The sequence below is a fragment of the Rhizobium sp. SRI_017 genome, assembly GCF_057586295.1.
Window position 1 is genome coordinate 172315 of the sequence record NZ_JBYCZP010000011.1, and the last position, 22191, is coordinate 194505.

At 62.1% G+C, this 22191-nt stretch carries 25 protein-coding genes; 11 read left to right on the forward strand and 14 right to left on the reverse strand.

The features are described 5' to 3' along the window. The first annotated feature begins 4 nt into the window (after positions 1 to 4). The 9 genes from AC2YI2_RS22915 (at position 5) to AC2YI2_RS22955 (ending at position 9545) form a co-directional block, all read left to right on the forward strand. Positions 5 to 283 (forward strand): sarcosine oxidase subunit delta, encoded by a 279-nt coding sequence (locus tag AC2YI2_RS22915; RefSeq protein WP_487388811.1) that lies wholly within the window; start codon positions 5 to 7, stop codon positions 281 to 283. Beyond that, positions 280 to 3234 (forward strand): sarcosine oxidase subunit alpha family protein, encoded by a 2955-nt coding sequence (locus AC2YI2_RS22920; protein WP_487388812.1) that lies wholly within the window; start codon positions 280 to 282, stop codon positions 3232 to 3234. Before AC2YI2_RS22915 ends, AC2YI2_RS22920 begins: the two co-directional genes overlap by 4 nt. Beyond that, positions 3227 to 3763, forward strand: a complete 537-nt coding sequence (locus AC2YI2_RS22925) for a sarcosine oxidase subunit gamma (RefSeq protein ID WP_487388813.1) — start codon at positions 3227 to 3229, stop codon at positions 3761 to 3763. Before AC2YI2_RS22920 ends, AC2YI2_RS22925 begins: the two co-directional genes overlap by 8 nt. Before the next feature lie 242 nt (positions 3764 to 4005). Next, a complete protein-coding gene (locus AC2YI2_RS22930; RefSeq protein WP_487388814.1) occupies positions 4006 to 4908 on the forward strand; it encodes a branched-chain amino acid ABC transporter permease in 903 nt (300 codons plus the stop codon). A gap of 4 nt (positions 4909 to 4912) precedes the next feature. Beyond that, positions 4913 to 6298 carry a high-affinity branched-chain amino acid ABC transporter permease LivM gene (gene livM / locus AC2YI2_RS22935; RefSeq protein WP_487388815.1) on the forward strand — a complete coding sequence of 462 codons (1386 nt, stop codon included), beginning with the start codon at positions 4913 to 4915 and terminating at the stop codon, positions 6296 to 6298. A 20-nt stretch (positions 6299 to 6318) separates the two neighbouring features. After that, a complete protein-coding gene (locus AC2YI2_RS22940) occupies positions 6319 to 7152 on the forward strand; it encodes an ABC transporter ATP-binding protein (protein ID WP_487388816.1) in 834 nt (277 codons plus the stop codon). Then, on the forward strand, positions 7152 to 7877 hold the full coding sequence (locus tag AC2YI2_RS22945; protein ID WP_487388817.1) for an ABC transporter ATP-binding protein: 726 nt from the start codon (positions 7152 to 7154) through the stop codon (positions 7875 to 7877). The genes AC2YI2_RS22940 and AC2YI2_RS22945 overlap by 1 nt, the downstream gene beginning before the upstream one ends. Positions 7878 to 7948: 71 nt before the next feature. Next, a complete protein-coding gene (locus tag AC2YI2_RS22950) occupies positions 7949 to 8302 on the forward strand; it encodes a DUF6867 family protein (RefSeq protein ID WP_487388885.1) in 354 nt (117 codons plus the stop codon). A 118-nt stretch (positions 8303 to 8420) separates the two neighbouring features. Continuing rightward, the gene (locus AC2YI2_RS22955; RefSeq protein WP_487388818.1) at positions 8421 to 9545 is read left to right on the forward strand and encodes a branched-chain amino acid ABC transporter substrate-binding protein; all 1125 of its coding nucleotides are present in this window, start codon (positions 8421 to 8423) and stop codon (positions 9543 to 9545) included. Positions 9546 to 10487: 942 nt separating this feature from the next. Here AC2YI2_RS22955 and AC2YI2_RS22960 read toward each other — a convergent pair. The 5 genes from AC2YI2_RS22960 to AC2YI2_RS22980 all read right to left on the reverse strand — a co-directional run bounded on the left by AC2YI2_RS22960 (position 10488) and on the right by AC2YI2_RS22980 (position 14884). Then, positions 10488 to 11459: an ABC transporter substrate-binding protein gene (locus tag AC2YI2_RS22960; protein WP_487388819.1), complete on the reverse strand. Its 972-nt coding sequence runs from the start codon at positions 11457 to 11459 to the stop codon at positions 10488 to 10490. 33 nt (positions 11460 to 11492) lie between these two features. Then, positions 11493 to 12593, reverse strand: coding sequence for an ABC transporter permease (locus AC2YI2_RS22965; protein WP_487388820.1), 1101 nt, complete (start codon positions 12591 to 12593; stop codon positions 11493 to 11495). Next, positions 12590 to 13657: an ABC transporter permease gene (locus AC2YI2_RS22970; RefSeq protein WP_487388821.1), complete on the reverse strand. Its 1068-nt coding sequence runs from the start codon at positions 13655 to 13657 to the stop codon at positions 12590 to 12592. Before AC2YI2_RS22970 ends, AC2YI2_RS22965 begins: the two co-directional genes overlap by 4 nt. A 66-nt stretch (positions 13658 to 13723) precedes the next feature. Next, entirely contained in the window at positions 13724 to 14059 is a 336-nt protein-coding gene (locus tag AC2YI2_RS22975) for a hypothetical protein (protein WP_487388822.1), read from the reverse strand. Between the two features lie 33 nt (positions 14060 to 14092). Then, complete coding sequence (locus tag AC2YI2_RS22980; protein WP_487388823.1) at positions 14093 to 14884, reverse strand: ABC transporter ATP-binding protein; 792 nt, start codon at positions 14882 to 14884, stop codon at positions 14093 to 14095. Between the two features lie 72 nt (positions 14885 to 14956). On the opposite strand from AC2YI2_RS22980, the gene AC2YI2_RS22985 reads away from it, so the two are divergent. Continuing rightward, the gene (locus AC2YI2_RS22985; protein WP_487388824.1) at positions 14957 to 15370 is read left to right on the forward strand and encodes a cupin domain-containing protein; all 414 of its coding nucleotides are present in this window, start codon (positions 14957 to 14959) and stop codon (positions 15368 to 15370) included. A gap of 2 nt (positions 15371 to 15372) precedes the next feature. Here the strand turns inward: AC2YI2_RS22985 and AC2YI2_RS22990 are convergent, their stop codons facing one another. From AC2YI2_RS22990 to AC2YI2_RS23025, 8 genes are all read right to left on the reverse strand, one after another. Continuing rightward, entirely contained in the window at positions 15373 to 15852 is a 480-nt protein-coding gene (locus tag AC2YI2_RS22990; protein WP_487388825.1) for a hypothetical protein, read from the reverse strand. Beyond that, positions 15849 to 16340, reverse strand: a complete 492-nt coding sequence (locus AC2YI2_RS22995; protein WP_487388826.1) for a hypothetical protein — start codon at positions 16338 to 16340, stop codon at positions 15849 to 15851. The genes AC2YI2_RS22990 and AC2YI2_RS22995 overlap by 4 nt, the downstream gene beginning before the upstream one ends. Then, positions 16334 to 16711, reverse strand: coding sequence for a hypothetical protein (locus AC2YI2_RS23000; protein ID WP_487388827.1), 378 nt, complete (start codon positions 16709 to 16711; stop codon positions 16334 to 16336). Before AC2YI2_RS23000 ends, AC2YI2_RS22995 begins: the two co-directional genes overlap by 7 nt. A gap of 5 nt (positions 16712 to 16716) precedes the next feature. After that, a complete protein-coding gene (gene hydA, locus AC2YI2_RS23005) occupies positions 16717 to 18171 on the reverse strand; it encodes a dihydropyrimidinase (RefSeq protein WP_487388828.1) in 1455 nt (484 codons plus the stop codon). Positions 18172 to 18186: 15 nt separating this feature from the next. Further along, positions 18187 to 18651 carry a GNAT family N-acetyltransferase gene (locus AC2YI2_RS23010; RefSeq protein WP_487388829.1) on the reverse strand — a complete coding sequence of 155 codons (465 nt, stop codon included), beginning with the start codon at positions 18649 to 18651 and terminating at the stop codon, positions 18187 to 18189. Then, complete coding sequence (locus tag AC2YI2_RS23015; RefSeq protein WP_487388830.1) at positions 18648 to 18929, reverse strand: hypothetical protein; 282 nt, start codon at positions 18927 to 18929, stop codon at positions 18648 to 18650. The genes AC2YI2_RS23010 and AC2YI2_RS23015 overlap by 4 nt, the downstream gene beginning before the upstream one ends. Then, on the reverse strand, positions 18926 to 19366 hold the full coding sequence (locus AC2YI2_RS23020; protein WP_487388831.1) for an endonuclease domain-containing protein: 441 nt from the start codon (positions 19364 to 19366) through the stop codon (positions 18926 to 18928). Before AC2YI2_RS23020 ends, AC2YI2_RS23015 begins: the two co-directional genes overlap by 4 nt. 200 nt (positions 19367 to 19566) lie before the next feature. Next, the gene (locus tag AC2YI2_RS23025) at positions 19567 to 20820 is read right to left on the reverse strand and encodes a Zn-dependent hydrolase (RefSeq protein ID WP_487388886.1); all 1254 of its coding nucleotides are present in this window, start codon (positions 20818 to 20820) and stop codon (positions 19567 to 19569) included. A gap of 255 nt (positions 20821 to 21075) precedes the next feature. Between AC2YI2_RS23025 and AC2YI2_RS23030 the strand changes: the two genes are divergently transcribed. Next, positions 21076 to 21717 carry a TetR family transcriptional regulator C-terminal domain-containing protein gene (locus AC2YI2_RS23030; protein WP_487388832.1) on the forward strand — a complete coding sequence of 214 codons (642 nt, stop codon included), beginning with the start codon at positions 21076 to 21078 and terminating at the stop codon, positions 21715 to 21717. On the opposite strand, the gene AC2YI2_RS23035 is transcribed toward AC2YI2_RS23030, so the two are convergent. Continuing rightward, positions 21714 to 22190, reverse strand: coding sequence for an Lrp/AsnC family transcriptional regulator (locus tag AC2YI2_RS23035; RefSeq protein WP_487388833.1), 477 nt, complete (start codon positions 22188 to 22190; stop codon positions 21714 to 21716). The genes AC2YI2_RS23030 and AC2YI2_RS23035 overlap by 4 nt on opposite strands. Position 22191 lies beyond the last annotated feature (1 nt).

The window sequence follows — 22191 nt, forward strand, 5'->3', positions numbered from 1 at the left end:
GCCGATGGCAAGCCTGATCACCTGCCCGCATTGTGGACGACGCCCAATCGAGGAATTCACCATCCGCGGTGATGCGACCCTGCGCCGTCCCGACCCCGCCGCGCCGGAGAGCGCGTGGACCGACTATGTCTTCCTTCGCGAGAATCCGATGGGCCGCCACAAGGAGTTCTGGCATCACCAATATGGCTGCCGCCGCTGGCTGATTGTCGAGCGCGATACCATTACGCATGACGTCCATTCGGTCGAGGATGCGGCCACGGTCGTGTCGGGAGAGCGGGCATGAGCGCGTTCCGCAGCCAGGGCGGCATCGTCGATCGTAGCCGCCCGGTTTCCTTCAGCTTTGACGGCAAGGCGCTCAAGGGATTTGCCGGCGATACGCTCGCCTCGGCGCTGCTCGCCAATGACGAACTGCTGGTCGGCCGCAGCTTCAAGTACCATCGCCCGCGTGGCGTCGTGACCGCTTCCTCCTCCGAACCCAATGCTCTGGTGACGATCGGCACCGGTGGCCGGACGGAGCCCAATGTGCGGGCCACCGTGGCGGAACTCTATGACGGCCTTGCCGCCGAGAGCCAGAATCGCTGGCCATCGCTCAAATTCGATATCGGCAGCGTCAACTCGCTGTTGTCGCCATTCCTCAGCGCCGGCTTCTACTACAAGACCTTTATGTGGCCGAAGGCGTTCTGGGAGATGGTCTATGAGCCGCTGATCCGAAAAGCCGCCGGTCTCGGAAAGCTTTCGATCGGCGATGTCGATCCTGATTCCTATGAAAAGTGCTGGGCGCATTGCGATCTCTTGGTCGTCGGCGCCGGACCGACCGGTCTTTCGGCAGCGCTGGCCGCAGCGCGCTCCGGGCTCCGGGTGATCCTCGCCGATGAAGGCTTCCGGTTGGGCGGTTCGCTGCTCTCGTCCCGCGGCACGATCGGCGGCAAGACCGCGGCAGATTTCGCCGCCGGCGTGATCTCAGAGCTCGAAAGCTTCGACAACGTCACCCTGATGCCGCGCACCACCGTGTTCGGCTGGTATGACGATATGGTGTTCGGTGGGCTGGAACGCGTCCAGAAGCATGTGAGCCAGCCATCGACCGACCGGCCTGTCGAGAGGATCTGGCGCATCGCCGCAAAGCGCGCGATTCTCGCCTCCGGTGCGGAGGAGCGGCCATTGGTCTTCGGCGGCAATGACCGGCCGGGCATCATGACCGCGTCGGCCATGCGAACCTATCTCAACCGTTTCGGGGTCTCGGCGGGTCGCAAAGTCGCAGTCTTCACCAATGGTGGGTCCGGCTACGAAACGGCGCGCGACCTTACCGCCGCCGGCGTGGAAGTCGCCGCGTTGATCGATAGCCGCAGTGCCGCCGGCGATACCGTGCCTGCGGGCGTGCGGCGGATATCCGGGTCGATCATCGACACCAAGGGCGGATCGCGCGTCAAGGGTATCCGCGTCGACCGCAGCGGCTTCGATGAGACGATCGCCTGCGACGCACTCGCCATGTCCGGCGGTTGGAGCCCGGTGATCCATCTGCTCTGCCAACGCGGCGCCAAGCCGGTGTGGTCCGACGAGGTTCATTCTTTTCTCGCGCCGCCGAGTGGTGAGGCGTTCGTCGCCGCCGGCGCCGCCAAAGGCATCTACGGCATTGGCGCATGCCTTGCTGACGGCTGGGCCCAGGCGTCCGACATGGTCGAGAGCCTCGGCGGCAATGCGACCGCCTTTGATTGGCCGCAGATCGAGGGCGAAAGCCGCACCGGCTTCTCGCCGCTATGGTATGTGTCCGGCGCGAAATCCAAGGCGTTTGTCGACTTCCAGAACGACGTGCACGTGAAGGATCTTGGCCTCGCTGTGCGCGAAGGCCACGGCCATCCTGAACATGCCAAGCGTTACACGACATCGGGCATGGCCACCGACCAGGGCAAGCTCGGCAACGTCAACGCCGCCGCGATCCTGGCCTCGATGAAGGGTATGTCGGTCGGTGACAGCGGCACCACGACCTATCGCCCGTTCTATACGCCGGTGAGTTTTGGCGCGCTGGCGGGCGCGTCCCGCTTCGAGCATGCTCGTCCGGTGCGCAAGTCGCCGCTACATGATTGGGCGAAGAAGAACGGCGCGGTCATGGTCGAGGCCGGGCTGTGGTATCGCTCGTCCTATTTCCCCCAGGCAGGGGAAACCACGTGGCGCGAAACGGTCGATCGAGAGGTCCAGACGGTGCGCTCGTATGCCGGTCTCTGCGACGTCTCGACACTCGGCAAGATCGAAGTGGCGGGCCCGGATGCGGCGGAATTCCTCAACCGCATCTATTCCAATCCGGTGCTCAAGCTGCCCGTCGGCCGCGCGCGTTACGGGTTGATGCTGCGCGAGGACGGCGTGGTCTATGACGACGGCACGCTGAGCAGGCTGTCCGAGAACCACTTCTTCCTGACGACCACCACGGCACGCGCCGCGGAAGCGATGACGCATCTCGAGTTCTTCCACCAGGCGGTCTGGCCGGAGCTCGATGTGCGCTACGTCTCGGTCTCCGATGAATGGGCGCAGATGGCCGTTGCCGGTCCGAAGTCGCGCGTGATCCTCGAGGCGGTCATCGAAGACGACCTCTCGGACAGCGCCTTCCCCTTCATGGCGGCCCGGTCGGTCACGCTCAAGGGTGGCCTGCGGGCGCGGCTCTACCGCATCTCCTTCTCGGGCGAGATGGCCTATGAACTCGGCGTGCCCGCCGGCTATGGCGAGGCTGTCGCGGATGCCCTGATGGCGGCCGGCCGCGAGCATGGCATCTGCCCCTACGGTGTCGAGGCGCTGAACGTGATGCGCATCGAGAAGGGCCATGTCACCCATGCCGAACTCGATGGCCGCGTGATCGCGGACGATATCGGGCTCGGCCGCATGGCGTCTGAAACCAAGCCGGACTATGTCGGCAAGCGCTTGCTCGACCGCTATGGCCTCAAGACTGCCGACCGGCACCAGCTCGTCGGCCTCAAACCCGTCGATCCCAAGGCCGAGCTCAAGGTCGGCGCGCATATCCTCAAGCCCGAGACGACGCCGACGACCGCTGCCGACCAGGGATGGATATCCTCGGCTTGCTACTCGCCGGGCCTCGGCCACATGATTGCGCTGGCGTTCATCAAGTCCGGACGCGAGCGGATGGGCGAGAAGATTATCGCCTGGGATCGCGTCCGGGGCATCGAAACGGAAGCGATGATCTGCCCGACCGTTTTCGTCGATCCGGAGCATGGGAGACTTCATGGCTGAACCGCAATTCATCTCCCGGCATCCATTGGCCGACAGCGCGCCGCATGGCATCGAGATGCCGGGGGTCAATCATTTTGAATTGGTCGACGACGCGCGCATTCATTCGGTCCTGGCATTTCGCGGGGCGGAGCAGGGGGTGTCCGGAGTCCTCGCCGCTTTGCCGCCGAGCGAAGTCAGGCATGTCGGTCCGGGAGAGTGGCTGCTCGTCAGCGGGGATGGCGCGCAGGCGCCTCAAATCGATGGTGCGATGGTCGTCGACCAGAGCCATGGCCGTACGCTCTTCCGCCTCTCCGGCCCCGATTCCATCGCCATTCTGATGCGGGGTGTCGCTGTCGATCTCGCGGGTGGCGCGCTCCCCGTTGGCGGCTCGACGAGCATGGCTTTCGGTCATCTGTCGATCAATCTCGCACGGATCGCCGAGAATGCATTCGAAGTGATTGTCGGGCGGAGCTTTGCCGAGAGCCTCTATCACGACGTCAGACAGGCGGGACGGGCATTCGGCCTGACATTCGGCGTCCGTGGGGGCTGATCCAATTCCGGGAAAAATGATCCCCGAATGGCTAAATCAGCGCCATCTTTTGGTCATTTCCTGCGCAGATTGAGGCGAAATGTGCGCAGTTTAACCGTTTCACGAAAGTTTTTAGGGATTGCACATTTTTTAGCTTCACATTTTTCACGAAAGCGCTATGGAATCCCCACGCGACAAGGCAGAATGCTGCCGGCCGCCAAAGAAGAATAGGCGCAGGCAATACTGCGCGCAGGGGAAAACGGATGGATTATTTTATCCAGCAGCTCGTCAATGGGCTGACGCTTGGCTCGATCTATGGCCTGATCGCAATCGGTTACACAATGGTCTACGGCATTATCGGCATGGTCAACTTTGCCCATGGCGATATCTTCATGCTCGGCGGGTTCACGGCGCTTGTCGTCTACCTGCTGTTGACCGCGGCGGTCGCCGGTTTCCCGGTTGCGCTCGCATTGCTCATCATGATGGTCGTCGCGATGGCGGTCACCAGCCTTTGGAATTGGTCGATCGAACGGATGGCTTACCGGCCTCTGCGCGGATCGTTCCGGCTCGCACCGCTCATCACCGCGATCGGCATGTCGATCCTGCTGTCGAACTTCGTGCAGGTCACGCAGGGTCCGCGCAACAAGTCGATCCCAGGCATGGTCACGACCGTCTATGATATCGGCGGCATCTCGATCTCACTCAAGCAGATCATCATCGTGATCATCACGGCCGTCCTGCTGACCGGCTTCTGGTATCTCGTCAATCACACCTCGCTTGGACGCGCACAACGCGCGACCGAGCAGGACCGGAAGATGGCGGCGCTGCTCGGTATCAATGTCGACCGGACGATCTCCATCACCTTCATCATGGGTGCGGCACTCGCTGCCGTCGCCGGTACCATGTACATGATGTATTATGGCGTGATCTCCTTCGCCGACGGCTTCGTGCCCGGCGTCAAGGCCTTCACTGCAGCGGTTCTCGGTGGCATCGGCTCGCTTCCGGGCGCTGTTCTCGGCGGCCTGCTGATCGGTCTCATCGAGGCGCTGTGGTCGGCTTACTTCACAATCGACTACAAGGATGTGGCGACCTTCTCGATCCTGGCGATCGCGCTCATCTTCAAGCCTTCAGGCATCCTCGGACGCCCCGAAGTCGAAAAGGTCTGACCCAATGCAGAACAATCAAAATACCTCCGGGGCGGCCAATCAGAACCTGACCGCCTACGCCATCCGCGAATCGATTTTCGCCGGCGTCATCGCCTTCGGCCTGTTCTTCTTCTTCATCGGCCTCGAAACGACGCAGAACATCCGCAACGAACTGATCATCGTTCCGCATTGGCTCAAGCTCGCCTTCGTCGTCGTGCTGGTGATGGTGGTTCGCTTCCTGCTGATCACGGTGATCCGGCCATACTTTGCTCAGCAGAAAGCCGCCAAGGCTGCTGCACCGCAGGTCGTCCGGGAACCCAGCTTCGTCAAAAAGAACTTTACCGCGCTTATCATCGCGTTCCTGTTCGTCTACCCGGTTCTCTGCGTGTGGCTCGCCGGACTTCAGGGCTCGCTGAAATATATCGACAACTTCGGCATCCAGATCCTGATCTACGTGATGCTGGCCTGGGGCCTCAACATCGTCGTCGGTCTAGCCGGCCTGCTCGACCTCGGTTACGTCGCCTTCTATGCGGTGGGCGCCTATTCCTACGCGCTGCTGTCGCAGCAGTTTGGCCTGTCCTTCTGGCTGCTCCTGCCGCTTGCCGGCATTCTGTCGGCCTTCTGGGGCGTGATCCTGGGCTTTCCGGTGCTGCGCCTCAAGGGCGACTATCTTGCCATCGTCACGCTTGCCTTCGGTGAAATCATCCGCCTGGTAATCATGAACTGGCGCGAAGTCACCAACGGCGTTGCCGGCATCTCGAGCATTCCCAAAGCCACTCTGTTCGGAATGAAGTTCGACCCATCGCCGACCGGCTTCGCGCAGACCTTCGGCCTGCCGATGTCCTCGGTCTACTACAAGATCTTCCTGTTCTACGTCATCCTCCTGCTCTGCCTCCTGACCGCCTTCGTCACCATCCGGCTTCGCCGCATGCCTGTCGGTCGTGCCTGGGAAGCGCTGCGTGAGGACGAGATCGCCTGCCGTTCGCTCGGCATCAACACCACCAACACCAAGCTGACGGCTTTCGCCATCGGCGCGATGTTCGGGGGTTTCGCCGGATCGTTCTTCGCTGTCCGCCAGGGCTTCGTCTCGCCGGAATCCTTCGTGTTCCTCGAGTCGGCGATCATCCTCGCCATCGTCGTCCTGGGCGGCATGGGCTCGCTCGTCGGCATCGCGGTCGCTGCGATCGTCATGATAGGCGGCACGGAGCTGCTGCGCGAAATGTCATTCCTGAAGCAGATCTTCGGTGAGAACTTCACGCCCGAACTTTATCGCATGCTGATCTTCGGTGCGGCCATGGTGATCGTCATGGTCTGGAAACCGCGCGGCTTCGTGGGCAGCCGAGAACCGACCGCGTTCCTGTTCTCTCGCAAGAGCGTATCGGGTGCATTCACCAAGGAAGGCCACGGCTGACGGGTCGAGGGATAAGAACAATGAGCAAAACACCCATGCTCCAGGTGGAGCACCTGTCGATGAAGTTCGGTGGTCTCATGGCCATCAACGATCTCTCCTTCGAGGCTTATGAAGGCGATATCACGGCTCTCATCGGTCCGAACGGCGCAGGCAAGACGACCGTCTTCAACTGCATCACCGGCTTCTACAAGCCGACGATGGGGATGATCCGGTTCGAAGGCGACAAGAAGACCTTTCAGCTCGAGCAGATGCCGGATTTCAAGATCACGGCGCATGCCAAGGTTGCCCGCACGTTCCAGAATATCCGCCTGTTCTCGGGCATGACCGTGCTGGAAAACCTGCTGGTCGCCCAGCACAACAAGCTGATGAAGGCCTCGGGCTTTACAGTCCTCGGCCTGGTCGGTATCGGCCCCTATGCCAAGGAAGCGAAGGATGCGGTCGAAACCGCACGCTTCTGGCTGGAGAAAGCCGATCTGATCGACCGCGCCGACGATCCGGCGGGCGATCTGCCGTACGGCGCACAGCGGCGTCTCGAGATTGCGCGCGCCATGTGCACGGGGCCGAAGATGCTCTGCCTCGACGAACCGGCCGCCGGCCTTAATCCACGGGAGTCACAGGCGCTGAATACCCTGCTCCGCGCCATCCGCAAGGAGACCGGGACATCGATCCTGCTCATCGAGCACGATATGTCCGTGGTCATGGAAATTTCCGACCATATCGTGGTTCTTGAATATGGCCAGAAGATCTCCGATGGCTCGCCTGATCATGTGAAGAACGACCCCAAGGTTATCGCCGCCTATCTCGGTGTCGATGACGAAGAAGAAGCGGTGCAGATCGTGGGAGGCATTCTCTGATGTCCCAGCCTCTCCTCAAGGTAACGAATGTAGAAACCTACTACGGCAACATCCGCGCGCTCGGCGGCGTCGATATCGAAGTGGCCGAAGGCGAGATCGCGACGCTGATCGGCGCCAACGGTGCCGGCAAGTCGACACTGATGATGACGGTCTGCGGCAGCCCGCAGGCGCGCAGCGGCAGCGTCGTCTTCCAGGGCCGCGATATCACGCGCATGCCGACGCACGAGATCGCCCGACTTCGCATCGCACAGTCGCCCGAGGGCCGTCGCATCTTCCCGCGCATGACCGTCTTTGAAAATCTGCAGATGGGTGCGTCGCTCGACAATCAGAAGTACTTCAACGAGGACGTGAAGCGCATCTTCGAGCTCTTCCCGCGCCTCGAGGAACGTCAGGCGCAGAGGGGCGGCACGCTTTCGGGCGGTGAACAGCAGATGCTATCGATCGGCCGTGCGCTGATGGCCCGCCCGAAGCTGCTTCTCCTCGACGAACCGTCACTGGGTCTGGCACCGCTGATCTCCAAGCAGATCTTCGAGGCGATCGGCCGGCTCAACAAGGCCGAGGGGCTCTCGGTGTTCCTCGTCGAGCAGAATGCATTCGCAGCGCTCCGCCTTGCCCATCGCGGCTATGTGATGGTCAACGGCCTCGTGACCATGAAGGGTACGGGCCAGGAACTGCTCGCCAATCCGGAAGTGCGAGCCGCCTATCTCGAAGGCGGCCACCATTAAGATTATTTCACGGAGAGCCTTGCGCCCCGGGTGCAAAGCGATAGATTTCCGCGTCAAGGAGCGATGAGATGCTGCAAGGTATCCTCCACGAAGAGCCGAGTTTCGGTGCTTTCGTCATGATTACGGTTCTTATCGGTGGCTGGACCGCCTGGCGCACCGGCAAGAGTGTCGCGGACGGATGGGGCGAGATCGCGCCTCACGTCGTGGTCTACATCCTGCTGCTCGGCATCGCGATCCGCTTCGTGCATCACGCGCTGTTCAACGGCACCATGTTCTCGTTCCAGTACTATATTGTCGACACGGTGGTGCTGATGGTCTTCGCGATCCTTGGTTTTCGCTACACTCGAACCAAGCAAATGTCCGAGAAATACTATTGGCTCTATGAAAAGTCGGGCCCTTTCTCATGGAAGAAAAAGAGTGTTTGACAAGTTTCCGCTCACTGTGAACAGATAGACAGCAACGGAAATACTCCTCGGTCCAACAGGTGGGCGGACCGGGGGAGCATAGGGAACAAGCCCGCCTCAATTTGGGAGTCACAAAACGATGAAGAAGAAGCTTCTCTCAGCCGTGGCAGCCGCTGCCATGGTTGCGTTTGCCGGTTCTGCCTGGGCAGACATCCTGATCGGTGTTGCCGGTCCGCTGACCGGCCCGAACGCTGCTTTCGGCGCTCAGCTGCAGAAGGGTGCCGAACAGGCTGCCGCAGACATCAATGCTGCCGGCGGCATCAACGGCGAGCAGGTCAAGATCGTCCTCGGCGACGACGTCTCCGACCCGAAGCAGGGCATTTCGGTCGCCAACAAGTTCGTTGGTGACGGCGTGAAGTTCGTCGTCGGTCACTTCAACTCGGGCGTTTCGATCCCGGCTTCGGAAGTCTATGCTGAAAACGGCATCTTCCAGATCACGCCGGCTTCGACCAACCCGAACTTCACCGAGCGCGGCCTCTGGAACACGTTCCGTACTTGCGGTCGTGACGACCAGCAGGGCGCTGTTGCCGGCCAGTACATCTTCGACAAGTTCAAGGATGCCAAGGTCGCTATCGTTCACGACAAGACCCCGTATGGTCAGGGCCTTGCCGACGAAACCAAGAAGGCAATGAATGGCCTCGGCGTTACCGAAGTCGTTTATGAAGGCATCACCCCCGGTGAAAAGGACTACTCGGCCCTCATCGCGAAGATGAAGGACGCTGGCGTCTCCGTCGTTTACTTCGGCGGTCTGCACACCGAAGCCGGCCTCATCATGCGCCAGATGGCCGACCAGGGCCTTAAGGCTACTCTGATGTCGGGCGATGGCATCACCTCGAACGAGCTTGCCTCGATCGCTGGCGACGCTGTCAACGGCACCCTGATGACCTTCCCGCCGGATCCGCGTAACAATCCGAACGCAGCTGATGCGGTCAAGAAGTTCCGCGACGCTGGCTTCGAGCCGGAAGCCTACACGCTCTACTCCTATGCAGCCGTTCAGATCATTGCCGAAGCAGCCAAGGCTGCTGGCGACGTCGATCCGATGAAGGTTGCTGAAGCTGCCAAGGCCAAGGGTCCGTTCAAGACCGTTATCGGCGACATCGGCTTCGACTCCAAGGGCGACATCACCCGTCCCGACTACACCATGTATGAGTGGAAGAAGGGTGACGACGGCAAGTACAGCTACTTCGAAATCGGCCTGAAGTAAGCCGAATTCGGGATAGATGAAACGGGGCCCGGTGCTGATAGCACCGGGCTCTTTTTGTTGGCGCGTGAGGGACAATTCACGATGCTTCATCCAGACACAGCTCCTTGTTCACGCGGCGGGTTTCCGTCCGTGGCTTGACCATGCATGTCTCCGGATCCCCCGCTTTCGCATGAAGGATCGGCCGGGGCACGAAACCGTGCCACGTTAGTAATGACTGCCTCGCGGCAGCCGGTAAGACACGTCTCCGTGCCCCGCTCGGTGGTTTTTCCCGTGCAACTCCGGTCCCTCTGCGTCACCGGATGCCTTGGGAACGGGGACGCTTGTTCAGCCTCCACGCCCGCGATGTGAAACCCGCCATCCATCGCTGGCATGTCGGGCCCGCGGGACCATCACCTCCCGCCTGGCATCCGATGCCTCCTATGCCTCACAGGCACGCCAGGCCCTTTTTCAGGCCTGAGGAGGACCATTTTCTGCGACGGGCCCCGGCATGGAGCTTTGCTTCGTCTCCCCACACCAGCAACACCGGCCCCGCCTCGACGCATCGCCATGCGTGGTAGCCGATGCGGGACGGCAGTGATTATCGCATGGCTGGAGGGGGCGGGGAAAAATGGGGTTAGTGGATTGTATTCAATCAATAATGCCGCGAAATTGTTGGAAGGGTTTTCACCCTTCACCAAGCGCGTCCAGCATTCGCCTACGGCTCATGCGGACTTGCTATCCTCTCCCACAAGGGGAGAGGTAGACTCGCGGCGCCGCGTCGCCCAAGCGAAGGCCGAAAGCGCGGCACTCTACCTCTCCCCTTGTGGGAGAGGGTGAGCTTGCGAACGAAGGCCGGGTGAACGTCAGTGAACCCTTGGCCGAAGTTGGTGAGGGGTTTTCTGAAGTCCAACGCAAAAGGCGGGCCTCGCAGCCCGCCTTCAATGCGATCAGTGATGGCGCTGCTTACTTGCTCGCCGCGTCCGTGATCTCGGTCGTGTAGGCGCCTTCCGGGGCCTTGGCGATGATCTTCTGGTCGAGCAGGGCCTTGGCGGTGCGCTCGTAGAGGGTCATGTCGAGCTTGCCGGAGGCATCACCGAGGAGCTTGGCAACTTCGCCCATCATGCGCTTCTGGTGGTTTTCGTCCTGGGCGCCGTTGTCCATGGTGATGGTGGCGGCTTCATCCGGGTTGTCCTTGGCATAGGCCCAGCCCTTCATCGATGCCTTGACGAACTTGACCATCTTTTCCTTGAAGGCGGGGTCCTTGAGCTTGTCTTCCATGGCATAGAGGCCGTCTTCCATGAGGTCGTTGCCCATGGCGGCATAGTTGAAGACGATCAGGTCTTCCGGCTTGTAGCCGGCGTCGATCAGCTGCCAGTATTCGTTATAGGTCATGACCGAGATGCAGTCGGCCTGCTTCTGGATCAGCGGCTGGACGTCGAAGGACTGCTTGAGCACGTTGACGCCGTCGGCGCCGCCGTCGGTCTTCAGCCCGAGCTTGTTCATCCAGGCGTAGAATGGATACTCATTGCCGAAGAACCAGACGCCGAGCGTGTGGCCCTTGAAGTCGGCTTCGGTCTTGACCGGGCCGTCCTTGGGGCAAACGAGCTGCATGCCGGCCTTGGCGAAAGGCTGGGCGATATTGACGAGGCCGACGCCCTTTTCGCGGGCGGCAAGCGCGCCACCGGCCCAGTCGACGATCACGTCGGCGCCGCCGCCGGCAATGACCTGCTCGGGGGCGATGTCAGGACCGCCAGGCTTGATTTCGACATCGAGGCCCTCAGCCTCGTAGAAGCCCTTGTCCTTGGCGACGAAGTAGCCGGCAAACTGGGCCTGCGCCACCCATTTCAGCTGCAGGACCACCTTGTCGGCGGCGAGCGCCGAGCCGGCCATGAGCGACATGGCAAGAGCGAGCGTGAGTTTCAGAGATTTTGTCATGGTTTTATTCCCCTGTTGTTAGACATCCGCCCGTCATGAGCGGTAGGACGGATGCCAGAAGGTTGTGGCGCGCTCGAGAAGTGCGATAGCGCCATAGAACAACGACCCGACAAGGGCTGCAAGCGCGATTTCCGCCCAGACCATGTCGAGATTCATCCGACCCACTTCGGTCGAGATTCTGAAGCCCATGCCGACAATGGGCGTGCCGAAGAATTCCGCCACCAGCGCGCCGATCAGCGCCAGCGTGGAGTTGATCTTCAGGGCGTTGAAGATGAAGGGCATGGCGGCCGGAAGGCGAAGCTTTAGCAGCGTCTGCCAGTGGCCGGCATGGTAGGTGGCCATCAGGTCACGCTCCATGTGGCCCGCGGTCTTGAGGCCCTCGATCGTGTTGACCAGCATCGGGAAGAAGGTCATCACCACGACGACGGCAGCCTTGGATTCCCAGTTGAAGCCGAACCAGATGACCATGATCGGCGCCACGCCGATCATCGGCAGGGCCGAGGCGAGGTTGCCGATCGGCAGGAGGCCGTTGGCGAGGAAACGGAAGCGGTCGGCCAGCACGGCGACGAGGAAGCCCGCGCCGCAGCCCATGATGTAACCTGATAGCACCGCCTTGAGCACGGTCTGCTGGAAGTCGGCAGCAAGCGTCGGGACCGACGAGACGATACGCACGCCGATAGCTGAGGGGGGCGGCAGCAGCACGAAGGGGATGCCGGCGCCGCGCGTGATCGCTTCCCAGATGATCAGGATCCAGACGCCGAAGATCGCGGGCACCACGACCTGGCCGACAAAGCCGCGCTTGCGGCCATCGCCCGAAAGCAGCGTGACCAGGCGCCAGGCCATCAGCCAGCAGCTTGCGAGAATGGCGTAGAAGGCGAAGCCAGCACTTCCCTCGGCCCCGGCCAGTGCCTGGATGAGCACGAGGACTCCCACATGCGGCAGAAAGGCGAGGCACCAGACAGTCACGGACCGGGGCATCGGCAGGCAGGAAGTGATGATGGCTGCCGCAGCGAGAACGAGCACGACACTGGTCATCGTCCCAGGGGCTGTCGAGGTGAGCGGCAGGAAGCCGAGGCTTGCGACCAGGAAGAGCGCGGCAAGCACGGCCTGCCAGTTGAGTTTGATCCTGTTCATTCCGGCCGTGCCCCCATGCTCTTGGCGACCAGCTTCGAGGCCAGGTCGACGACCGTGACAAGGAGGACCGCGACGACCGAGCCGGCGATCAGCGCCGCCCAGACATCGATCGTCTGGCTGTAATAGGAGCCGGCCAGCAGCTTCGAGCCGATGCCGGCGACGGCGCCGGTCGGCAATTCGCCGACGATGGCGCCGACGAGGCTGGCGGCAACGGCGACCTTGATCGACGTGAAGAAGAACGGGATCGAGGCCGGCACGCGCAGTTTCCAGAAGGTCTGCCAGCGGGTGGCGCTATAGGTGTGGACGAGATCGAGATGCATGACCTCGGGTGACCTCAGCCCCTTCACCATGCCGACGGCGACAGGGAAGAAGGAGAGATAGGCCGATATCAGCGCCTTGGGCAGGATGCCGGTTATGTTCACCGCCGCGAGCACCACGACGATCATCGGCGCGATAGCGAGGATCGGGATGGTCTGGGAGGCGATGATCCAGGGCAGGAAGGACTTGTCGAGCGCCGGAACATGGACGATGCCGACCGCGATCAGGACGCCGAGCGCGGTGCCCATGGCAAAGCCGAGCAGGGTCGAGGAGAGCGTGACCCAGGCGTGATAGACGAGGCTGCGCGCCGAGGTGACCTTGACGGTGAAGACGCCCTTGTAGAGCGCTTCCGCCACCTGGTGCGGCGCCGGCATGGTGGGCTTTGGCTGCGACCAGGTCTTCATGATGAATTCGGACGTGGTTGGGGTGACGCCATCGCGCTTGTCCTGGTCGCGTTGGAACGGTGCGTTGAGCAGCACCGAGGCGACGTACCAGATGACGATTATGAGTGCGGTGATGAGGAGCACTGGCACTGCCTTGTCCCGCGCCGTCGCCTTCTTCTCACCGCGCAAATGCTCGTCCCCGTCAAGGGCGACGCGGAGCAGGAGGCAGGCGGCAACGACAACGAGGACGAGGCGCAGCCACCAGAAAAACGGGATACTGGTGTCGACCGCGAAACGCATGAGTGAGTGGACGATGAGGAGAATGCCAGCGCTGCCGAGGAGATTTCTCTGAAGCGCGTTCATGACTGGGCCTCCTGTCCGGAGACGGCGGAAGAGGCGAGATGCGCCTGTGTGACGTGAGGCTCCATCTCAGCCGCTCACCTTTCCGGGCCACATCATCAGCACCATGGCGACGATGCCGATCGCGACGCCGCCCAACTGGACATTTGTGAGACGCTCGTTGAAGACCGCAAAGGCGATGACGTTGACGAGAATGAGCTGGGCGATCGCGGAGATCGAGATCGCAAGCCCGAGTCCGCCCTCACGCATGATGCGGATCATGACGATATTGCCGGCGGCATAGAGGAACAAGGACAGGGCCACCCAAAGCCAATTGTCCGACGAGATATAGGCTCGCGTGGCGCTGGCCGCGGCAATGAAGATGGCGGAAGCGCCGGCGAGGAATAGGACGAATGTTCCGCTCATGATCTGCAGGCATCTTTCGGAGAAGAGAAAAAATCAGACTTCATAGGAATGTCCCGCCCTCAGCCCCTCGCGGACGCGATGGGCGATTTCCAGGAACTCCGGCGTCTCGCGGATTTCGAGCGGACGTTCACGGGGTAGAGTGGATTCGATAACGTCGGTGACGCGGCCGGGCCGCGGGCTCATCACCACGATCTTGGTCGAGAGATAGACGGCCTCGGGGATCGAGTGGGTGACGAAGCAGATGGTCTTGTTGGTGCGTTCCCAGAGCTTGAGAAGCTCCTCGTTGAGATGGTCGCGGACGATCTCGTCGAGCGCGCCGAAGGGCTCGTCCATCAGGAGCAGGTCGGCGTCGAAGGCGAGTGCCCGGGCGATCGAGGCGCGCTGCTGCATGCCGCCCGAAAGCTGCCAGGGAAATTTCTGGGCGAAGCCCGCGAGGTTGACGAGATCGAGAACGCGGGCGATGCGGGCCGACTGCTCGCTTCTGGAAATGCCCATGATCTCGAGCGGCAGCGCGATATTCTTCTCGATCGTGCGCCAGGGATAGAGTGCCGCGGCCTGGAAGACATAACCATAGGCGCGGCTGCGGCGGGCCTGTTCCGGCGACATGCCGTTGACGGAGATCTTGCCCGAGGTCGGCTTTTCGAGGTCGGCGATGACGCGCAGGAAGGTCGTCTTGCCGCAGCCCGACGGCCCGATGAAGGAGACGAAATCGCCTTTCTTCACATCGAGATTGACTGATGTCAGCGCGGTCACGGGCCCGTCATTGGTCTCGAATATGAGTCCCAGATCGCTCGCGGCGACGACGGTATCATTGGTTTTCGACATGTTCATCCAGTTCGATTATTCTCGTTCCCGGTGGCGGTTATCCGCCTGTTTTTATTGATTGGAGGTCTTTCTATGTCATCATCCCCGCTTCCCGATTGCAAGCTGATCCGTCCGGCAATCCCCTATGACGGCAAGCAGGGATTTTCCTATCTCGAAGGCATTTGCAAGGAGAATTCGGGCTCCACGGGCATCGCCATGATGCTTCTCACCGTGCCGCCCGGCGGCCGCGCCAAGGCGCATATGCATGACGGGCATGAAACCGCGATTTTCGTGCTCTCGGGCGAGGTCGAGTGCTTCTACGGCCCGAACCTCGAACACCGCGTGATCACCAAGGCCGGCGACATGTTCTACATCCCGGCCGGCATGCCGCATCTGCCGGTCAACCGGTCGAAGACGGAAAGTTGCAGCGCGGTGATCGCGCGGACGGATCCCAACGAGCAGGAGAGCGTGGTGCTGCTGCCGGAGCTGGAGGAGTTTGCGGACTGAGATCATGTGAACCTCCAGCGGCCAAAGCCCTGGCCGAAGCCGACGGCGCCGTAGAAATAGGCGGCGATCAGGCCTGCGGGGATGCTGAGCAGGGTGACCGTTATTTCCCAGCGAAGCGTGCCGCCCGAGAAGAGCTCCAGGGTTTGCAGCGCGGCGAGGGGACAGAAGGCGCCGATGACGAGGAAGATCGGCGTCCGGCGGGGAAGCAGGAACCAGAAGCCGAGCGAGCCGAGGATCGTATAGGGCAGGCCGAATATCCCGCCCAGGACGAAGCAGACGACCATCAGCTGCGCTGTCGTGGTGGCGCTGTGGGGAAGGTGAGGATTTTCGAAGTCCGGCGGCAGTTGCAGGAGAAGCGCAAAAACCACCGAGCCGGCGCCGATTGCCAGGACGTAACCCAACACCAGTCGCGCGGCGACCCGGGCATATTTCCAGGCCGGGTGGGCGGCCGGTACGCCATCCCTCGGAGGAAGGTCTGTCATCCCGTCCTCCATCGACCAAAGCCGCGGCCGAACCCGACCGCGCCGAAGATGTAAGCGGCCGCCAAGCCCGCGGGCAGGGTGACCAGCAGCAACTCGAGCATTTTCCAGTCGACCGAGACGCCGCCAAGTAGCGAAAGCACCAGAAGGACGGCGCTGGCGGGACAAAGCATGCCGACGGCCAGGAACGACAGCGGGGTCCATGGCAGCCAGAACTTCACAGCGAGGCCGCCGACGACCGTGTAGGGAATGCCGAAGACGAGGCCGAGGACGAAATACATGAAGGCGGTTTGCCCAACCGAAAGAAGCGGATCGCCTTCAATCGGATCGGGCAGAAATGGCATGGCTGGAACGACATGCGCCACCGCCGCAAATACGATGGCCCCGGCCGCAACGGCGGCGATGTAGCCCGCGACGAACCGCGCCGCGACAAAAAAGTACCCGGCCCAGCTGGCATCGGCCGGGGAGGGCGTGGGGCGCGACGCTAGCATTTCTTCAACGCCTCCCAATCCGTGCCGTCGGCGAAATGAACCACGTAGCCGGAGGCGGCGTCTCCCGAGATTTCCGCTTTGTCCTCATAATTGTCCTCCGGTCCCGAACCCTCTGAGGCGCAGGTCATGGCAACGTGGTGTCGACCACCCGGCATCGGCGTCACCGTGGTGAAGCTGCAGCCGGTGACCATGGTCTCGAGACCGTCGGGCTTGAGGATCCGGGCGCTGTCGTCCTCGCCGTAGTTGCCGGTCCTGGCGAGCGTGCAGCCGGCTGGATTGCCATAGGTGCCATCTATCGGCAGCGTCGCGGCATGGCTCACGAGCGGAATCGCGCAGGCCAGACCGATCATCGCTGCGCGTCCCCCCTTCACCTGGCTCAGACTCCCGTCGCCGGGATGCCGGTGCGCTCGACCTTGCGCGGCGCCACCAGTTCCTTCCAGGTGGACAGTGCCTTGTTGACCGCCTGGAACGGCTCGCGCTTGACGAACTGGCCGTGGCCTTCCTTCGTCTTGATGGTCGACTCTTCGATCGCCACTTCGCCACGGGTCAGGGTGAAGCGCGGCAGGCCGGTGACCTCCTTGCCCTCGAAGACATTGTAATCGATGGCCGACTGCTGGTTCTTGGCCGTGATGGTCTTGGAGCGCTTGGGATCCCAGACGACGATATCGGCATCCGCTCCAACAAGGATCGCGCCTTTCCTCGGATAGACGTTGAGGATCTTGGCGATGTTGGTCGAGGTGACCGCCACGAATTCGTTCATCGTCAGGCGCCCGGTCGAAACGCCATGGGTCCAGAGCATGGGCATGCGGTCCTCAAGCCCGCCAGTGCCGTTGGGGATCATGGCGAAATTGCCGATGCCGGAGCGCTTCTGCGCGGTGGTGAAGGCGCAGTGGTCGGTGGCGACGACCGAGAGCGAACCCGATTGCAGGCCGGCCCACAGGCTGTCCTGGTGCTGCTTCGACCGGAACGGCGGCGACATGACGCGGCGGGCGGCATGGTCCCAGTCCTTGTTGAAATATTCGCTCTCGTCGAGCGTGAGGTGCTGGATCAGCGGCTCGCCATAGACGCGCATGCCCTTCTGGCGGGCGCGGCGGATGGCTTCATGCGCCTGTTCGCAGGAGGTGTGCACGACATAAAGCGGCACGCCGGCCATGTCGGCGAGCATGATGGCGCGGTTGGTGGCTTCGCCCTCCACCTCGGGCGGGCGGGAATAGGCGTGTGCCTCGGGGCCATTGTTGCCCTCGGCCAGCAGCTTGGCGGTCATCGAAGCGACGACATCGCCATTCTCGGCATGGACGAGCGGCAGGGCACCGAGTTCGGCGCAGCGCTGGAACGAGGCGAACATCTCGTCGTCGTTCACCATCAGCGCACCCTTATAGGCCATGAAGTGCTTGAAGGTGTTGATGCCGCGATCCTTGACCACCGTCTCCATCTCGTTGAAGAAGCGCTCGTTCCAGCCGGTGATGGCCATGTGGAAGGAATAGTCGGCATTGGCGCGGGAGGTCTTGTTGTCCCACATCTGCAGCGCCTCGAGCAGCGACTGCTGCGGGCCGGGCAGGCAGAAGTCGACGACCATGGTCGTGCCGCCGGCGAGACCGGCGCGGGTGCCGCTCTCGAAATCGTCAGAGGAATAGGTGCCCATGAAGGGCATTTCAAGATGGACATGCGGATCGATGCCGCCCGGCATGACATAGCAGCCTGACGCGTCGAGCACCTCGCCGCCCGACAGGTTCTGGCCGATCTCGACGATCCTGCCGCCGTCGATCTTGATATCGGCCTTATAGGTGAGATCGGCGGTGACGATGGTGCCGCCCTTGATGACTTTCGACATGGGACTTCCTCTTTCCTATGCGTTCGCGAGCCGTTTCGTCATGAACAGGCTGTATGGGTTTTTCGGATAGTCGGCGAAAGGACCGCACTCCTCGAAGCCGAGGCCGCGGTACAGCTGGACGGCTTCGACATTGAGCGGGCCGGTCTCGAGATAGAGACGTTCGATGCGCTTCCCGTCCGCCAGTTCCTGCAAATGATCCATGATGCGGCGGCCGATACCGTTACCTCTGGCATCGTCCGCGACAAAGATGCGCTTGAGCTCGGCCGTGCCGTCTTCATACCACTTGATCGCGCCGCAGCCGGCGGCCTTGCCGTGGAGGCGGGCGACGACGAAAGTGATCTCGGGCTTGCACAAGGCGTCGACATCGATCGCGAAATTGCCCTCCGGTGGGTAGAGGGCGTTCATGTAGACATCGGACGCCTCGATCAGGCCAAGGACATCAGGCTGGTTGGGCATCTCGATGGCGACGGTGACGCTCACTGGCCGAACTCCTTGGCCGTGCGCGGTGCACCAGCCAGCTGCTGGTCGAGCGATTGGCGGTAGCGGATGCAGCCGCGCATGAATTGCGGCCAATCGGGCACGATGGGTTTGACCTGGGGCGGATCGGGCAGCAGTGCCCACATGTCGGGGTGATGCCAACAGAGGTCGTGTTCCGATGTGTCGCGGTGGGCACGGATGGCGCGGCGCATGGATTTTGCCGCGGCGAGGAGGGCGGCGTGGGGAAGGGCGTCGAGGTCATGGTCGGGGTCGGAGGTCATTGGATATTTTCCTCCGCGGTGTGCTTCGATGATGCTGCAGGGTAGAATTGGTCGTTGTCGGCTTGGGTCGTCAGGCGGTTTTCGAGTGCGGCGACGATGGTTCCAAGGACAGCGCGGCGTTCTTGCAGGACTGCGTGATTCCAGAAGCGAAGGACAGAGTATCCGTTGGCGTTGAGCCATCGGGTTCTAACCAGGTCGTGTTGGCTGTCGGCGTGTTGGGAGCCGTCTAATTCAATGATTAGGTTTTTCTCGCGACAGATGAAGTCAGCGATGTAGGGGCCGAGAGGAATCTGGCGGGAGAACTTGTGGCCATTCAAGCGGCGGTTCCTGAGATCGCTCCAAAGGTAATATTCCGCCTCGGTCTCGTTTTGCCTCAACTCGCGAGCGCGGCCGGTTATCCCTGATTTTCGGATCCATGCGGTGGTCTTCTCGGACATCGATGGGAACCCCTCATCCGCCCTTCGGGCACCTTCTCCCCAAGGGGAGAAGCGGGAGATTGTTGCGCCATTTGCGCCTGCGATAGTGCCGCGCCTCACTTTCGGCAAAGGGGGGTGGCGGTGCGGCAGGTATCCCTTCTCCCCTTGGGGAGAAGGTGCCCGAAGGGCGGATGAGGGGTTCCCATGACGAGAGCCGCCACTCACTCCACAATCCCCGCCGTCTCCACGACCGCACGCAGCAGCACGTCGGCGCCGGCGGCGGCCCATTCCTTGGAGATGTCCTCGGCTTCGTTGTGCGAAAGGCCGCCGACGCAGGGGCACATGATCATGGTGGAGGGCGCCACGCGTGCCGTCCAGCAGGCGTCGTGGCCGGCGCCGGAGATGATGTCCATGTGGCTGTAGCCGAGGTCCTCGGCCGCCTTGCGGACGGCTGTGACAAGAGCCGGGTCGAAGGTCACGGGATCGAAATGGCCGACGGCTTCGATGGAACAGCCGACGCCGAGCGCAGCACAGATTTCCGCGGCGGCGGCCTCGATCTCGGCGCGCATGCGATCGAGCTTGGCCTGGATCGGCGAGCGGATATCGACGGTGAACACCACCTTGCCTGGCAGGACGTTGCGTGAATTGGGCGAGAAGAATACCTGGCCGACGCCGCCGACGCAGCCCGGCTGGTTCTGCAGGGCCACGCCCTGCACCATTTCCATGATCCGCGCCATGGCGAGCCCGGCATTGACGCGCAGGTTCATCGGCGTCGAGCCGGTATGGGCTTCCTTGCCCGTAAGCGTGAATTCCAGCCACCAGAGGCCCTGGCCGTGGGTGACCACCCCGATCTGCTTGTTCTCGGCTTCGAGGATCGGGCCCTGTTCGATGTGATATTCGAAATAGGCGTGCATCTTGCGGGCGCCGACTTCTTCGTCGCCGACCCAGCCGATGCGCTTCAGCTCGTCGCCGAATGTCTTGCCATCAGGATCCTTGCGGCCATAGGCATAGTCCATCGTATGCACGCCGGCGAAGACGCCGGAGGCGAGCATGGCTGGGGCGAAGCGGGCGCCTTCCTCGTTGGTCCAGTTGGTGACGACGATGGGGTGCCTGGTCTTGATGTCGAGGTCGTTCATCGAGCGGATGACTTCGAGGCCGGCGAGCACACCGAGCACGCCGTCATATTTGCCGCCGGTCGGCTGGGTGTCGAGATGCGAGCCGACATAGACGGGAAGGGCGTCTGGGTCTGTGCCGGGGCGGGTTGCGAACATCGTGCCCATCTTGTCGACGGACATGGTCATGCCGGCTTCGTCACACCACTTCTTGAAGAGGTGGCGGCCTTCATTGTCGGAGTCCGTCAGCGTCTGGCGATTGTTGCCGCCGGCAATGCCGGGGCCGATCTTCGCCATGTCCATCAGCGAATCCCAGAGGCGGTCGCCATTGATGCGCATATTCTCGCCGCGTGCGGTCACGATCGTTCTCCCTGCATTCACACGAACAGCCCAGTGTTCATGCCTTGGGCGCGCAGAGGAACGCCACGCGCCGGTATGTTCCCGATGGTCAGGGGCGGATGATTTTCGTCTCTTCCCCGAATTGGACTTGCCTTTGTCTGGCGATTTGTCCAATAATTTGACCGTTTGGTAAACATTACAATTTCTTTCGCTGCACTCAAGCCGAAAACGCATGTCTCCTCAGACATTTTTCGGGCGCGAAGAAGGGGGTCAGGGACGATGGCGATACCCAGGGCAGCGAAGACCCAGCGCCGAACCCGTATCCAGGAGGAGAAGGAGGAGCAGATCCTCGAGGCGGCGCTCGACGTGTTTTCCACCCATGGATTTCGTGGCGCCACTATCGACGAGATCGCCGAGGCGGCGGGCATGTCCAAGCCCAATCTGCTCTATTATTTCCGCACCAAGGAAGCGATGCACCGGGCGCTGATCGAGCGCGTGCTCGATACCTGGCTCGATCCCCTACGGGAGTTCGACGCCGAGGGCAATCCTGAGGCCGAGATCCGCAGCTATATCCGCCGCAAGCTCGAGATGGCGCGGGATTTCCCCCGCGAGAGCCGGCTGTTCGCCAATGAAGTGCTGCGCGGCGCCCCCTTGATCGAGGACGAACTCAAAGGCCCGCTCAAGCTGCTGGTCGATGAGAAGGCTGAGGTGATCCGGACCTGGGCCAAGGCCGGCAAGATTGCCAAATGCGATCCCTACCACCTGATCTTCTCGATCTGGTCGACGACGCAGCACTATGCCGACTTCGACGTCCAGGTGCGCGCGGTGCTTGGCCAGGAGAAGGCCGGCGAGGGGCGTTTCGAGGATGCGGCGCGCTATCTCGAACAGCTGTTCATGGGTGGACTGGCGATCAAGACCTAGGGTCTGGGGATCAGGCTTCTGCTGATGGGCTTCGGCTTCTCCTGCCGCAAGACGAGCGATGTCGTGACGGCTCCGTAGCGGGCGATGGAATCGACGATCGGTTCAAGGTCCTCCGGTCGTGGGACGAAAACCTTGAGGAAGAAGCAATCCTCGCCGGTAAGCCGGAAAACTTCGATCACGTTGGGCATCGTCCCGAAGAGCTCGAGACAGGCGGCAATGTGCTCGTGCGTCGTGCGCAGCCGGATGATCGCGGTCATCGGCAGGCCGACGGCGGCCGGGTTGATGCGCGCGCCGTAGCCCGAAATGATGCCACGCTCTTCGAGCCGCTTCATCCGCTCCGCCGTCGCTGGCTGCGACAGGCCGATACGGCGGCCGAGCTCGGCGATCGCGACGCGGCCGTCGGCCTGCAACTGCTCTAGGATTGCGATATCGGTCGGATCGAGCGCGTATCTGCCATTGAATGCGTCCGCCATG

Coding starts and splice junctions, on each gene's coding strand:
- AC2YI2_RS22915 (WP_487388811.1), top strand. CDS start 5: ATGGCAAGCCTGATCACCTGCCCGCATTGTGGACGACGCCCAATCGAG.
- AC2YI2_RS23015 (WP_487388830.1), bottom strand. CDS start 18,929: ATGACCTCCGACCCCGACCATGACCTCGACGCCCTTCCCCACGCCGCC.
- AC2YI2_RS22925 (WP_487388813.1), top strand. CDS start 3,227: ATGGCTGAACCGCAATTCATCTCCCGGCATCCATTGGCCGACAGCGCG.
- AC2YI2_RS22985 (WP_487388824.1), top strand. CDS start 14,957: ATGTCATCATCCCCGCTTCCCGATTGCAAGCTGATCCGTCCGGCAATC.
- AC2YI2_RS22965 (WP_487388820.1), bottom strand. CDS start 12,593: ATGAACAGGATCAAACTCAACTGGCAGGCCGTGCTTGCCGCGCTCTTC.
- hydA (WP_487388828.1), bottom strand. CDS start 18,171: ATGTCGAAAGTCATCAAGGGCGGCACCATCGTCACCGCCGATCTCACC.
- AC2YI2_RS22945 (WP_487388817.1), top strand. CDS start 7,152: ATGTCCCAGCCTCTCCTCAAGGTAACGAATGTAGAAACCTACTACGGC.
- AC2YI2_RS22955 (WP_487388818.1), top strand. CDS start 8,421: ATGAAGAAGAAGCTTCTCTCAGCCGTGGCAGCCGCTGCCATGGTTGCG.
- livM (WP_487388815.1), top strand. CDS start 4,913: ATGCAGAACAATCAAAATACCTCCGGGGCGGCCAATCAGAACCTGACC.
- AC2YI2_RS22960 (WP_487388819.1), bottom strand. CDS start 11,459: ATGACAAAATCTCTGAAACTCACGCTCGCTCTTGCCATGTCGCTCATG.
- AC2YI2_RS22990 (WP_487388825.1), bottom strand. CDS start 15,852: ATGACAGACCTTCCTCCGAGGGATGGCGTACCGGCCGCCCACCCGGCC.
- AC2YI2_RS23030 (WP_487388832.1), top strand. CDS start 21,076: ATGGCGATACCCAGGGCAGCGAAGACCCAGCGCCGAACCCGTATCCAG.
- AC2YI2_RS22995 (WP_487388826.1), bottom strand. CDS start 16,340: ATGCTAGCGTCGCGCCCCACGCCCTCCCCGGCCGATGCCAGCTGGGCC.
- AC2YI2_RS22980 (WP_487388823.1), bottom strand. CDS start 14,884: ATGTCGAAAACCAATGATACCGTCGTCGCCGCGAGCGATCTGGGACTC.
- AC2YI2_RS22920 (WP_487388812.1), top strand. CDS start 280: ATGAGCGCGTTCCGCAGCCAGGGCGGCATCGTCGATCGTAGCCGCCCG.
- AC2YI2_RS22970 (WP_487388821.1), bottom strand. CDS start 13,657: ATGAACGCGCTTCAGAGAAATCTCCTCGGCAGCGCTGGCATTCTCCTC.
- AC2YI2_RS23035 (WP_487388833.1), bottom strand. CDS start 22,190: ATGGCGGACGCATTCAATGGCAGATACGCGCTCGATCCGACCGATATC.
- AC2YI2_RS22930 (WP_487388814.1), top strand. CDS start 4,006: ATGGATTATTTTATCCAGCAGCTCGTCAATGGGCTGACGCTTGGCTCG.
- AC2YI2_RS22940 (WP_487388816.1), top strand. CDS start 6,319: ATGAGCAAAACACCCATGCTCCAGGTGGAGCACCTGTCGATGAAGTTC.
- AC2YI2_RS22975 (WP_487388822.1), bottom strand. CDS start 14,059: ATGAGCGGAACATTCGTCCTATTCCTCGCCGGCGCTTCCGCCATCTTC.
- AC2YI2_RS23020 (WP_487388831.1), bottom strand. CDS start 19,366: ATGTCCGAGAAGACCACCGCATGGATCCGAAAATCAGGGATAACCGGC.